At 52.3% G+C, this 13427-nt stretch carries 9 protein-coding genes and 1 pseudogene; 9 read left to right on the top strand and 1 reads right to left on the bottom strand.

Annotated features, from left to right (window positions below):
* Positions 1 to 21: 21 nt before the first annotated feature.
* The 8 genes and pseudogenes from DXA97_RS20960 to DXA97_RS12170 all read left to right on the top strand — a co-directional run bounded on the left by DXA97_RS20960 (position 22) and on the right by DXA97_RS12170 (position 12501).
* Positions 22 to 7554 (top strand): annotated as a pseudogene (locus DXA97_RS20960) (SNF2-related protein).
* A 1-nt stretch (position 7555) separates the two neighbouring features.
* On the top strand, positions 7556 to 8362 hold the full coding sequence (locus DXA97_RS12200; protein ID WP_117698255.1) for a DUF3849 domain-containing protein: 807 nt from the start codon (positions 7556 to 7558) through the stop codon (positions 8360 to 8362).
* Positions 8363 to 8364: 2 nt separating this feature from the next.
* A complete protein-coding gene (gene mobC, locus DXA97_RS12195; protein ID WP_054356926.1) occupies positions 8365 to 8703 on the top strand; it encodes a plasmid mobilization relaxosome protein MobC in 339 nt (112 codons plus the stop codon).
* A gap of 155 nt (positions 8704 to 8858) precedes the next feature.
* Complete coding sequence (locus tag DXA97_RS12190) at positions 8859 to 9170, top strand: CD1845 family protein (protein ID WP_054356925.1); 312 nt, start codon at positions 8859 to 8861, stop codon at positions 9168 to 9170.
* Between the two features lie 96 nt (positions 9171 to 9266).
* Positions 9267 to 9875, top strand: coding sequence for a type IV toxin-antitoxin system AbiEi family antitoxin domain-containing protein (locus tag DXA97_RS12185; protein WP_054356924.1), 609 nt, complete (start codon positions 9267 to 9269; stop codon positions 9873 to 9875).
* On the top strand, positions 9872 to 10726 hold the full coding sequence (locus DXA97_RS12180; RefSeq protein ID WP_015528506.1) for a nucleotidyl transferase AbiEii/AbiGii toxin family protein: 855 nt from the start codon (positions 9872 to 9874) through the stop codon (positions 10724 to 10726). Before DXA97_RS12185 ends, DXA97_RS12180 begins: the two co-directional genes overlap by 4 nt.
* Positions 10723 to 11031 (top strand): hypothetical protein, encoded by a 309-nt coding sequence (locus DXA97_RS12175; protein WP_015528507.1) that lies wholly within the window; start codon positions 10723 to 10725, stop codon positions 11029 to 11031. The genes DXA97_RS12180 and DXA97_RS12175 overlap by 4 nt, the downstream gene beginning before the upstream one ends.
* Positions 11032 to 11085: 54 nt before the next feature.
* On the top strand, positions 11086 to 12501 hold the full coding sequence (locus tag DXA97_RS12170) for a relaxase/mobilization nuclease domain-containing protein (RefSeq protein ID WP_118720347.1): 1416 nt from the start codon (positions 11086 to 11088) through the stop codon (positions 12499 to 12501).
* A gap of 222 nt (positions 12502 to 12723) precedes the next feature.
* Here DXA97_RS12170 and DXA97_RS12160 read toward each other — a convergent pair whose 3' ends face one another.
* Positions 12724 to 13080, bottom strand: a complete 357-nt coding sequence (locus tag DXA97_RS12160) for a helix-turn-helix transcriptional regulator (protein WP_118720345.1) — start codon at positions 13078 to 13080, stop codon at positions 12724 to 12726.
* A 170-nt stretch (positions 13081 to 13250) separates the two neighbouring features.
* Between DXA97_RS12160 and DXA97_RS12150 the strand changes: the two genes are divergently transcribed.
* Positions 13251 to 13424 (top strand): helix-turn-helix domain-containing protein, encoded by a 174-nt coding sequence (locus DXA97_RS12150; RefSeq protein ID WP_002576203.1) that lies wholly within the window; start codon positions 13251 to 13253, stop codon positions 13422 to 13424.
* Positions 13425 to 13427: the final 3 nt, after the last annotated feature.

The following is a 13427-nucleotide window of genomic DNA, read 5'->3' as shown; positions in this document are numbered from 1 at the left end:
GACATCGACCATGTGCTGCGTTTGGGCGGCAACACAGACCGTCAAAGGGAGCGTGTGGTTGCAGCCTTTGAAAAGCAGAAAACCACCGCTGAGATTACCGAGATACTGAAAACGCTGTACCACGGCGGCAATGGCCTTGGCAGTGTGAGCGCATGGTATGCCGAGGATGGTATCCATCTTTCCTGTGGGAAGTCTGTCCGTTATGACAGGTCTGCCCAGGTCATTTCCTGGGAGAGCGCCGCAGAGCGTATCGGGGAGCTTTTGGAAAGTGGTCAGTTTGCCTCCAATGTGGAGCTTGCAGAAGCGGCAGGCTATGAACGCTCCCTCCTTGCAGAAAAGCTCTGGTATCTGTATCACGATCTCAGTGAGGGTGCCAGAGAAGCCGGATATTTGTCCTGCCTGTCAGAGATCAAAGGCAATGGTTTCCCGGAGGAGACTCGCCGCCTGACGGAGCAGCTGAGTGACCCGGCTTTCCGCCAGACCCTCAAGGAAGAATACGCCGCCTTCTGGACTGCCTATCAGCAGGACCGTGACCTGTTGCGTTTTCACTATCACAGACCAAGGGAGATCTGGGAGAACTTGAAGGACCTTGACCTGCCGCGCAGGACCTTTTCTTCAGACCTTTCCCAAGTGCCAACCGTTCAGCACTTCATTACCGAGGATGAGATCGACGCCGCTATGACCGGCGGCAGCAGTTTCGCCGGAGGAAAAGGCCGTATCTATGCGTTCTTCATGGCAAACCATACGGATAAGGAGAAAGTGAGATTCCTCAAAGACGAGTATGGCATTGGCGGACGCTCTCATGCCCTGTCCGGCGCAACACACAGCGGCGAAGATCACGATGGGAAAGGACTGCACTATAAAAAGCAGGACTGCCCGGATGTTCACTTGAACTGGGAAAAGGTTGCCAAGCGCATTACCTCACTTGTCCAGAAAGACCGCTATCTTACCGAACAGGAACAGGCGCAGTATGACAAAATCCAGGCTGAAAAGGATCTGGCAGAAGAAGATGCCATTCAAGCCCAGCAGCCGGAGATGGAAGAAGAAACGCCAAAGCCTACCTTCGGGAGCAGTTTGAGCAGTATAAGCCTGTGGTGACTGCCGCCATATCTGAGGATGTGGCATATCGAAATGCCTGCGGTCATTCCGACCGTGAAAATGCTGTCATCGAGGGCAATGCCGCTGTGCGCCGTGCGGTTCTTGGCTCTAAGGATATGGAGCTGATCCGCCTTTATTCGGATGTGCCGGAGTTCCGCCAGCGCCTGCACCGGGAAGTGATCGACGAAACCTATCCAAAGCTCCATGAGCTTCTGCGTCCTCTTTCTCAGGAGGATATTGACAGAGCTCTCTGTGTTTGGAACGGCAATATCGAGAGTAAACACGCTGTCGTCCGCTATATGAAAGACCATGCAAGAGAGAAGGATACCGCTGCATGGCTGGCTCAGGAATACGGTGGCAGCAACAGCCCGTTCGTTGTCCGTGCCGGAAGCCCGGAGGAAACACAGCTGCCCTGGCCGAAGGTACAGCGCAGGCTTGCCCAGCTGATTCAGGAGGACCGATTCTATACCGAAGAAGAACAGGATCGTTTTGACAATATCGACCCTATCGCCATCCGGGAAGCTCTGGAAGAAAGAGGGATCGTCAACGGACAGGTGGCAGACCCGGAAAAACTGGACAATGCCCCGTTTATCCAACAGGTGATGTCAGATGCCGAGCAGATCGCAGATGCCGAGATAGAGCAGACTTCCGAAGTTTCCATTTCCGATGAGGATATGACGCAGTTCGTCGCCCAATTTTGCAAAGAACCTCCTATGACCCAGCCGCCCCGGTTTATGCCGTGGGCGATACCGTGTATATCGAGGATGACGCCTATCAGATCACCGAGCTACGGGATGACACCGTGCAGCTTCTGCCTACCGGCATGGTATATCCCATCTATCGGGCAGAGCGCAAAGAACAGTTCGAGCAGCTGCTTCGGGCAGACCGCCGCAATGCTTACTATACCGAGTTTCTTCCCATTGACCCGGACAAGGCAGATCAAGACCTGCGGGATGTATTGGCCCATGGACTGATGGATGAAGCGGATAAACAGCAGCTTTCCACGCTACTGCAATCTGGCAGGAGCAACAGTGAGATCGCCTACTGGCTGAGCAGAGCCTACCCTCATGAGATTGAGACCCTGAATCTGGAGACCGGCGATATTGCCGATTACCGTACCACGGCACAGGGCATGGAGCTGGAAGTCCTGGACGCAGAGGAAAAGCGTCTGGCTGTGCTGTATTTCCGCTGGGATGAGGTTGCGCCTTTGCTGCGCGGGATGTATGCCCGTCAGCAGGACGGCTTTGGAAAGGAACAGCCCCAACCGGCTACCGAATCCCCGACCTTCCATTCCGAGACCATGGTCGTCTATCCGGGCGATAAGAACAATCTGCCTTATGATGTGGTGGTGGAACGACTGCATATCGAGGAGCCGGAGCCACCAGCCCCTGTGACAGAGCCGGAGAAAACCTTTGAGGAAGTGCTGGACGAACACCCGGTTTCCATTCAGGTCAATGGCCAGTGGCAGACCTTCCCCAATGCCAAAGCTGCCGAGGAAGCCTCCTATGAGGAATACAAGGCTAACCTGCGCCGCAATGCAAAAAACTTCCGCATTACCGATGAGCATTTGGGTGAAGGCGGTCCGAAAGCCAAGTTCCAGGCAAATATCAATGCCATTCGCTTGCTGAAAGAGCTGGAAGCTGCCGGACAGCAGGCAAGCCCCGAACAGCAGGAGGTTCTTTCTCGATATGTGGGCTGGGGCGGTCTCTCTGATGCGTTTGACCCGGAGAAACCGGCATGGGCTTTAGAGTATGCCCAGCTAAAAGAACTGCTGACCCCGGAGGAATATGCCGCCGCCAGAAGCTCTACCCTCAACGCCCATTACACCAGCCCTACGGTCATTCAGGCCATCTATGAAGCGGTGGGCCGTATGGGGTTTGAGGCCGGAAATATTCTGGAGCCGTCTATGGGTGTGGGCAATTTCTTTGGTATGCTGCCGGAGAAAATGCGAAACAGCCGTCTGTACGGCGTGGAGCTGGACCCTGTTTCCGGGCGCATCGCAAAGCAGCTCTATCCCAAGGCGGACATCACAGTAGGCGGCTTTGAGACCACCGATAGGCGTGACTTCTTTGACCTTGCCATCGGCAATGTACCTTTCGGTCAGTATCAGGTCAATGACAAAGCCTACAACAAGCTGAGTTTCAGTATTCACAACTACTTTTTTGCCAAAGCACTGGACCAGGTGCGTCCCGGCGGCGTGGTGGCTTTTGTAACCTCCCGCTATACTATGGACGCCAAGGATTCCACCGTGCGCCGCTATCTTGCCCAGCGTGCTGAGCTGCTGGGAGCTATCCGTCTGCCGAATGACGCGTTCAAAAAGAATGCCGGTGCCGAGGTGGTATCGGACATCATCTTCCTCCAAAAGCGGGACCGCCCGCTGGACATCGTGCCGGAATGGACCCAGACCGGACAGACGGAGGACGGTTTTGCCATCAACCGCTATTTCCTGGACCACCCGGAAATGGTGCTGGGCCGACAGGAGCCGGAAAGCACCGCCCATGGCATGGACTACACCGTGAATCCCATTGAGGGGCTGGAGCTTGCCGATCAGCTGCATGATGCCGTGAAGTACATTCGCGGCACCTACCAGGAAGCCGAGCTGCCGGAGCTGGGTGAGGGCGAAGCCATCGACACCTCCATTCCCGCCGACCCCAATGTGAAAAATTACTCCTACACCGTTGTGGACGGCACTGTGTATTTCCGTGAAAACAGCCGCATGGTGCGCCCAGACCTGAACTCCACCGCCGAGGCCCGCGTGAAAGGCTGGTGGGCCTGCGGGAATGTGTCCAGCAGCTCATTGATCTCCAAATGGACGCCGCCACACCGGACAGCGCCATCCAGGATAAACAGGCTGAACTGAACCGGCTCTATGACAGCTTTTCCGCAAAATATGGTCTTATCAATGACCGGGCGAACCGGCTGGCCTTTGCCGATGATTCCAGCTACTATCTGCTCTGTGCGCTGGAAGTCATCGACGAGAACGGAAAGCTGGAACGCAAGGCAGATATGTTCACCAAGCGGACCATCAAGCCCCATCAGGCGGTGGCTGTGGTGGATACGGCAAGTGAAGCACTGGCGGTGTCCATCTCGGAAAAAGCCTGCGTGGATATGGACTATATGAGCCAGCTTACCGGAAAAACAAAAGAAGAACTGGCCGGAGAGCTGCAAGGCGTAATCTTCCGTGTACCGGGACAGCTGGAGAAAGATGGCACACCCCATTATGTGACTGCTGATGAATACCTCTCCGGCAATGTACGCCGCAAACTGCGTCAGGCGCAACGGGCCGCACAGCAGGACCCGGTTTATGCAGTCAATGTGGAAGCTCTTACCGCCGCCCAGCCCAAAGACCTGGATGCGTCGGAGATCGAGGTGCGTCTGGGCGCTACCTGGATTGACAAGGAATATATCCAGCAGTTTATGTATGAGACCTTTAATACCCCGTTTTATCTCCAGCGCAGTATTGGGGTCAACTATTCGTCCTTTACCGCTGAATGGCAGATCAAGGGGAAATCTTCCGTATCCTACAACGATGTGGCAGCTTATACCACCTATGGGACCAGTCGTGCCAATGCCTATAAGATTTTGGAGGACAGCCTGAACCTGCGAGATGTCCGTATCTATGACACCATAGAGGACGCAGACGGAAAAGAGCGCCGCGTGCTGAACGCCAAGGAGACCACTTTGGCTGCCCAAAAACAGCAGGCTATCCGGGAAGCCTTTAGGGACTGGATCTGGAGAGACCCGGAGCGCCGCCAGACTTTGGTGCGCCAGTACAACGAGGAAATGAACTCTACCCGTCCCCGCGAGTATGATGGTAGCCATATCACTTTTGGGGGCATGAACCCGGCCATTACCCTGCGGGAACACCAGAAAAGCGCCATCGCCCATGTGCTGTATGGAGGAAATACCCTGTTGGCACATGAAGTAGGCGCAGGCAAAACTTTTGAAATGGTAGCTGCTTCGATGGAAGCCAAACGCCTGGGACTGTGCCAGAAATCTCTCTTTGTGGTTCCAAACCATCTGACCGAGCAGTGGGCGTCGGAGTTTCTGCGTCTCTATCCCTCCGCCAATATCTTAGTCACCACAAAAAAGGACTTTGAGACCCATAACCGCAAAAAGTTCTGCGCTCGTATTGCGACGGGTGATTATGATGCCATTATCATGGGACACAGTCAGTTTGAGCGTATCCCCATCAGCCGGGAGCGTCAGGAACGGCTTCTCTATGAGCAGATCGACGAGATCACCGAGGGGATTGCAGAGGTACAGGCCAGCGGCGGCGAGCGTTTTACCGTCAAGCAGCTGGAGCGTACCAGAAAGTCTCTGGAAGCCAGACTGGAAAAGCTGCAAGCCGAAGGGCGAAAAGACGATGTGGTAACCTTCGAGCAGCTGGGTGTGGACCGTTTGTTTGTGGACGAGGCCCACAACTATAAAAACCTGTTTCTATACACAAAAATGCGGAATGTGGCTGGTCTTTCCACATCGGACGCGCAGAAATCCTCCGATATGTTTGCCAAGTGCCGCTATATGGATGAGATCACCGGAAACCGTGGCGTGATCTTTGCCACCGGCACCCCGGTCAGCAACTCCATGACCGAGCTTTACACCATGCAGCGTTACCTCCAGTATGAACGCCTGCAAGAACTGAACATGACCCACTTCGACTGCTGGGCTTCCCGATTTGGAGAGACCGTCACAGCATTGGAGCTGGCACCGGAAGGCACCGGCTACCGGGCAAGAACGAGATTCAGCAAGTTCTTTAATCTGCCGGAGCTGATGAACCTGTTCAAAGAAGTGGCGGACATTAAGACCGCCGACCAACTGAACCTGCCCACCCCGGAGGTGGAATACCACAACATCGTGGCGCAGCCCACCGAACATCAGCAAGAAATGGTCAAAGCTCTTTCGGAGCGTGCGTCGCTGGTACACAGCGGAACTGTTGACCCGTCCCAGGATAACATGCTCAAGATTACCTCGGATGGCCGTAAGTTGGGGCTTGACCAGAGGATCGTCAACCAGATGCTGCCGGACGAACCTGGCACAAAGGTCAATCAGTGTGTGGACAACATCATGCAGATCTGGCGGGACGGCAAAGCTGACAAGCTGACCCAGCTGGTGTTCTGCGACATTTCTACACCACAGGCCAAAGCTCCTGCAAGCAAGGCGGCGAAAACGCTGGATAATCCACTGCTTCACGCATTGGAAGGCGCTGTGCCTCTGCCGGAACAGGAACCGACCTTTACGGTATATGACGATATTCGTCAGAAACTCATTGCCCAGGGGATGCCTGCCGACCAGATCGCTTTTATCCATGAAGCCAATACCGAAGTGCGGAAAAAGGAGCTGTTCTCTAAAGTCCGTACCGGTCAGGTTCGTGTCCTTTTGGGCAGCACCGCCAAGATGGGCGCAGGCACCAATGTGCAGGACCGTCTGGTGGCACTTCATGACCTGGATTGTCCGTGGAGACCGGGAGACCTTGCCCAGCGTAAGGGCCGTATCGAGCGCCAGGGCAATCAGAATCCCCTTGTTCATGTGTACCGCTATGTCACGGAGGGAACTTTTGATGCCTACCTCTGGCAGACGGTGGAAAACAAGCAGAAATTCATCAGCCAGATTATGACCTCGAAATCGCCTGTGAGAAGCTGCGATGATGTGGACGAAACAGCACTTTCCTTTGCCGAGATCAAGGCTCTGTGTGCCGGAGACCCCCGTATCAAAGAGCGTATGGATTTGGATGTGGAGGTATCCCGCCTGAAGCTGATGAAAGCCGACCACCAGAGCAAGCAATATCGTCTGGAGGACCAGCTGCTCAAATACTTCCCGGAGGAGATTGAAAAGCACAAAGGTTTTATCAAGGGCTTTGAATCCGATCTGGGGGTTTTGACAGCTCACCCGCACCCGGAGGACGGTTTTGCTGGTATGGAGATTCGTGGAGACCTGCTGACCGATAAGGAGAACGCCGGTGCAGCCCTTTTGGATGCCTGCAAGGAGGTCAAAACCTCCGATTCGGTGCAGATTGGCAGTTACCGTGGATTCACTATGTTGGTGGAATTTGAAGCGTGGAAACAGGAATATACGCTCCTGCTGAAAGGACAAATGACCCATCGGGCGACCCTGGGTACAGACCCGCGCGGAAATCTTACCCGTATCGACAACGCACTGGCGCAGATGCCCCAGCGTTTGGAAGCGGTCAAAAATCAGCTGGAGAACCTTTACCAGCAGCAGGCCGCAGCCAAGGAGGAAGTAGGAAAGCCGTTCCTTTATGAAGAAGAACTGAGAAGCAAAAACGCCCGTCTGGTGGAGTTGGATACCCTGCTCAACATCGACGGAAAGGGGCAGGCACACACCGAGTCTGTTGTTGCCAAAAGCACACGGCCTTCGGTGCTGGATAACCTAAAACGCCCGGTGCAACCCCGTAGTACAGACAAGAAACCAAAACAGCATGAGGAGGTGCGATAACATGAATACTAACGATCTGAATACAGCCCTTTATGAAAAGATGGCTGCCGAACAGGACAAGTTCCGGGACTGGCTGAAAAGCCAGCCCCCGGAAGAAGTCTTAAACCATGCCTATGAGTACACCATCCGCGAGGACATCGTGATGGCAATGGAGGAACTGGAGTTGACCGACACCCAGGCTCAGGCACTTTTGGAATCGCCCTCTCCGCTGGCAGATGTGTACCGCTATTTTGAAAAGCTGGAGACCGGCTATATGGATGTGATCCGGGACAGCATTGAAAGCCGTGCCGACGATGTGTGCAGGGCGCAGGAAGAATTACGAACTGCCCCTCTCTACCCCCATTCTGCCGCCTATGCGTCCGAGCATGGAGAGATGGCACAATATAACCGTTCGTATCAGGCAAACAGCGCCTGCAAAGAAGCCATTGAGCAGACCATCAGCGCCCACTATGCAGAGAACCGGCTGGATACGGAGGCGGCGGTCAAAGATGTGCAGGAAAAGTTCGGGACAGAACGGGTACAGTTTATTCTTGCCAACACCATCCAGCACAAGAACCATGACGGGCGTATCTCTCAGGACAATAAAGCCTGGGCAAAAACCATTCCCATGCCGGAGGACAGCGATGCTTCCCGCCACTGTGCCTATCTGGTTGTGGATGGGGTCAATCCCGGTCTGACCGATCTGTTCACCAGACAGTTCCGAAAAGTTGCTCAAGAACAGCAGAAAAGTTCTGTCCTGCAAAAGCTCAAACAGGAGCTGCCCGCCCATAAGTCTGCCGCCCCGAAAAAACGGGAGCCGGAGAGATAACCATGGCAAAGCGCAAGCGGGATGTTCCGGTTTTGTTTTGGGTGTCCGCAGAAGAACTGGAGCTGATCCATCAAAAGATGCAGCAATACGGGACAGAGAATTTGAGCGCCTATCTGCGGAAAATGGCTGTGGACGGCTATGTGGTGCAGCTGGATTTGCCGGAACTGAAAGAACTGGTATCCCTGCTGCGCCGGAGCAGCAACAACTTAAACCAGCTGACCCGCAAGGTGCATGAGACCGGGCGGATTTATGATGTCGATTTGGAGGATATATCCCAGCGGCAGGAACAGTTATGGGACGGAGTTAAAGAGATACTGACGCAACTCTCCAAACTTTCGTAACCGGGACAAATACCCCATTTGCGGAGGGAGGAATGGCGTTTCTTCGCCGCGCCTTCCTCCGCTTTTTCTTTTTGCCCGTATCCTTGCCTTTTGGCTGTGAGACAGGGATAATGGAATCAGGAACAGGAACTGTGATTTTGAGAGGAGGCATAACAATGAGGGCATTGGTATTTTTGTTGAAACTGCTGTTGAAGATCGTGATGGTTCCGGTGATTCTGGCGCTGACCCTGTTCGTTTGGATTTGTGTGGGGATCGTCTATGTCTCCGGTCTGGTGCTGGGGCTTATCAGCATGATGGTTGCACTGTTGGGTGTGGCGGTTCTGCTGATCTGTTCCCTGCAAAACGGCATTATCCTGCTGGTGATGGCATTCCTTATTAGTCCCTATGGTCTGCCGATGGCTGCCATCTGGCTGCTGGGCAAGGTGCAGGACTTGAAGTTTGCCATTCAGGATTTGGTTTATGGATAAAATGCGCGGTCACAAAAAATGCCAGACAGTGTCTGTTAAATTGCTATATTTACTTCCGTGCCACATTCGTGTATAATAGTAGCACGAAAGGAAGTGATGAATGTGACCAAATCAGAACGGTTTGAGCAGTTAGACAGACTTCTGACCGAGCATGATGGGATGCTGCAAACCGCACAGGTAATCGCCAGCGGAATTGTAAAACCCATTTTTTATGAATATGTCAAAGAGAAAAATCTTCAGCAGGTTGCTCACGGAATTTATGTCTCCGAGGACACCTGGATTGATGCGATGTTTCTGTTACATCTGCGATGTGGTCAGGCAGTATTTTCCCATGAATCGGCGCTATTTTTCCATGACCTGACAGACCGGGAACCATCTCCATACGCTATCACGGTGCGCAGAGGGTACAGCACCACTCGCTTAAAGGCAGAGGGGCTTTCTGTTTACACCATCAAACCAGAACTATATGAGGTAGGGTTGACAACTGGCCAAACACCTTTTGGGCATACGGTTCCTATCTATGATATGGAGCGCACCATCTGCGATCTGCTCCGCAGCCGGAACAACATGGAGACACAGACTTTTCAAGGAGCGCTAAAAATGTATGCCAGAAGAAAGGACAAGGATCTGCGGACTTTGATGCGGTATGCCGGTATGTTCCGGGTTGAAAAAATTTTACGGCAGTATTTGGAGGTGCTTTTATGATAAAAACAGCAAGGCAGCTAAAAGATTTGATTCGCAATCTTTCCAGAGAAAAATCTGCGGATGCACAGCTTTTAATGCGAAACTATATGATGGAGCGTTTTCTGGAGCGTATTTCCCTTTCTGAATATCGTGATAAATTTATTCTGAAAGGCGGGATGCTGGTAGCGGCAATGGTTGGACTGGATGCCCGTTCCACGATGGACTTGGACGCTACTGTAAAAGGAGCCAATGTTAATGTAGAGGACATCGAGAACCTGATTTCTGCTATTGTGAGTGTACCGATTGATGATGGCGTCAAATTTCAGCTGAAAAGCATTTCAGAGATTATGGATGAAGCGGAGTATCCTGGGATTCGGGTCAGCATGACTACAACCTTTGACGGTGTGGTGACACCTTTGAAGATTGACATTTCCACAGGGGATGCCATTACCCCAAGGGAGGTACGCTACTCTTTCAAGCTGATGCTGGAAGATCGCTCCATTGACATTTGGGCATACAATCTGGAAACCGTTCTGGCTGAAAAGCTGGAAACAATCATCACCAGAACCACCACCAACACCCGCATGAGAGATTTCTATGACATTTATATTCTGGATCAGCTCCACGGGAACACATTGAACCGGCAGACGCTCCATGATGCGCTGCGGGCCACTGCCCACAAACGCGGGACAGAACAACATCTTGCAGAAGCTGCCGAAGTTTTTGAAGAAGTGGAAAATAGTCCGGTGATGCAGAAACTTTGGGAATCGTACCGTAAAAAATTTTCCTATGCGGCAGATCTGGAGTGGAACATCATCATGGGGGCGGTTCGCAGTTTATATGCGCTCAGTGAAAAGGAATCGAGCCTATGAAGAAGCATGGACATTATTGTAAAGTCTGCGGAGAATATAAGGCTAACGAAAAATTTTCCGGCAAAGGTCATGCGGCGCACATCTGTAAATCCTGTGCTTCTTTATCGCCGGAGAAACAAGCGGAGCAAATGACGGTAAACCGCTTACTGAATCTCCCTTGGCGGTTATCAAAGGAGCAGATTTCCTGGCTGAAAAACCGAATGAAAGATAAGCGCCCGGAAGTTCGTGCACTGGCAAAAGAACAATACGAGATGAGGTTTCCTCCGAAGCGGTTAGAGGACATCGAGGACGATTTTATAGAATAGCAAAAGCGGTCTGCATCATGCAGGCCGTTTCTTTTTTAGAAAGGAGGCCCTTCTATGGCAACCACACGCATCATGCCCCTGCATATCGGCAAGGGGCGCACTGAGAGCCGAGCAATCAGCGACATCATTGATTATGTGGCAAATCCGCAAAAGACCGACAACGGAAAACTAATTACCGGCTATGGCTGTGACAGCCGGACCGCCGATGCAGAGTTCCTTCTGGCGAAGCGGCAGTATATCTCCGTCACCGGGCGGGTGCGCGGGGCGGACGATGTGATCGCTTACCATGTGCGCCAGTCATTCAAACCCGGTGAAATCACACCGGAGGAAGCCAACCGCCTGGGCGTGGAATTTGCCAAGCGGTTCACCAAGGGCAATCACGCCTTTGTGGTCTGCACCCACATAGACAAATCGCACGTTCATAATCACATCATCTGGTCGGCGGTCAATGCAGATTGTGACCGAAAGTTCCGCAACTTTTGGGGCAGCACCAGAGCCGTCCGACGCTTGAGCGATACCATCTGTATCGAGAACGGATTGTCCATTGTGGAGGACCCGAAACCCCACGGAAAAAGCTACAACAAGTGGCTGGGCGAACAGGCCAATCCCTCCCATCGGGAACAGCTACGGGTGATGATTGACCGAGCGCTGGAGCAGAAACCGGCGGACTTTGATGCGCTGTTGAAACTGCTTACAGAAATGGGCTGCGAAGTATCTCGGCGCGGGAAAGCAATCCGGCTCAAAGCTCCCGGCTGGAAGAATGTAGCCCGCATGGATGACAAGCTGGGGGCCGGGTACAGTGAAGCAGAAATCCGTGCGGTGCTGGCCGGTGAAAAACGGCATACGCCCCGTAAAAATTCCGCCGTGCAGCCGGAGCCGCCCAAGGTCAATCTGCTGGTGGACATTCAGGCAAAATTGCAGGCCGGAAAGGGTGCTGGCTATGCTCGATGGGCCAAAGTTTTCAATCTGAAGCAAATGGCGCAGACCATGAATTACCTGTCAGAGCATAACCTGCTGGAGTATGCGGTTTTGGAAGAAAAGGCTACGGCTGCCACGGCACATCACAATGAACTTTCGGCGCAGATCAAAGCGGCTGAAAAGCGCATGGCAGAGATCGCTGTTCTGCGTACTCACATCGTAAATTATGCCAAGACCCGTGAGGTCTATGTGGCATACCGCAAGGCGGGTTACTCTAAGAAATTCCGGGGGGAACATGAGGAAGAAATTCTGCTCCACCAGGCTGCTAAGAATGCCTTTGATGAGATGGGAGTCAAGAAGATTCCCAAGGTCAAAGAGTTGCAGACGGAGTACGCGAAATTGCTGGAAGAAAAGAAAAAGACCTATGCCGAGTACCGGCGTTCCCGTGAGGAAATGCGGGAGCTTTTAAGGGCAAAGGCAAATGTAGATCGAGTGCTGAAAATGGAGGTAGAACAGGATGTTGAAAAAGAAAAAGACCACGGCCAGCGGTAAGCTGGTCCTGGTCAAAAGCGTTCGCAGAACGCGCAGCCACAGAATGAAATTCTGTGTTCAAAGGGGCTTGGGGGCGCTGCCCTCAACAAGCAAGCGGAGAGGAAAATCACGGAGGGATTTTCTTCTCTGCGGGCCTGTGTGTATTAACACAGGCATTGCTTGCCTCTTTTCTCCGAAAATGAAAAGAACCAGTGAGAGAATCGTTAAATTTCACTCACTGGCTCAATTCGTTTCAAATTTCTCGGACAACTCTGTCAGTTCTTTCACCGTTTCCTGTGTGTGATGTAACAGGGTGTCACGCATTTCTGGCGGACAGGTGGAATAAAGCATTTTCATCTGATTGACACCTTCATCTTCCAGAGAAATATCTGGATTTATAAGCGTATCTAAAGAGATGTGCAGGACCTTTGCCAATGCTCTTAAAATCAAATAAGAGGGATTCATTTTCCCCTTTTCGATATTGGCGATTTGCTTTACATAAACATGGCTCAGATCAGATAGCTCCTGCTGTGTTAGCTCTTTATTCTTTCGGGCTTCCCGCATTTTTTGCCCTAAAGCAGTTAAATCATCAATCGGCATAATCGTTCACCTCAATAATATTGTATTGTTCCGGTTTATATGATGGAATGACCTTATTATGCCTGACAAGATGTACGATTATATCGTTTTTCTTTTTTGACAGCATGGTTGCGGGCTTGTATTCTTCGAGCAAATGAAATATAATAAAATAAATTGTTAGAGGTGTGAACATGGATTACATGACGCTCAAAGAGGCAAGCGAAAAATGGGGCGTTTCGTCCCGTCAGATAAATTATTACTGCACCGATGGACGCATCCCCGGTGCTGTCAAAATGGCCGGTGTCTGGCTGATCCCCAAGGAGGCAGAGAAGCCAAAGGACAGACGGTATAACGAAAGCAGGTGATAC

It is taken from the genome of Clostridium sp. OF09-36 (assembly GCF_003481985.1).
Lineage (GTDB): Bacteria > Bacillota > Clostridia > Lachnospirales > Lachnospiraceae > Brotaphodocola.
This window is presented reverse-complemented; position numbering and strand designations above follow the sequence as displayed.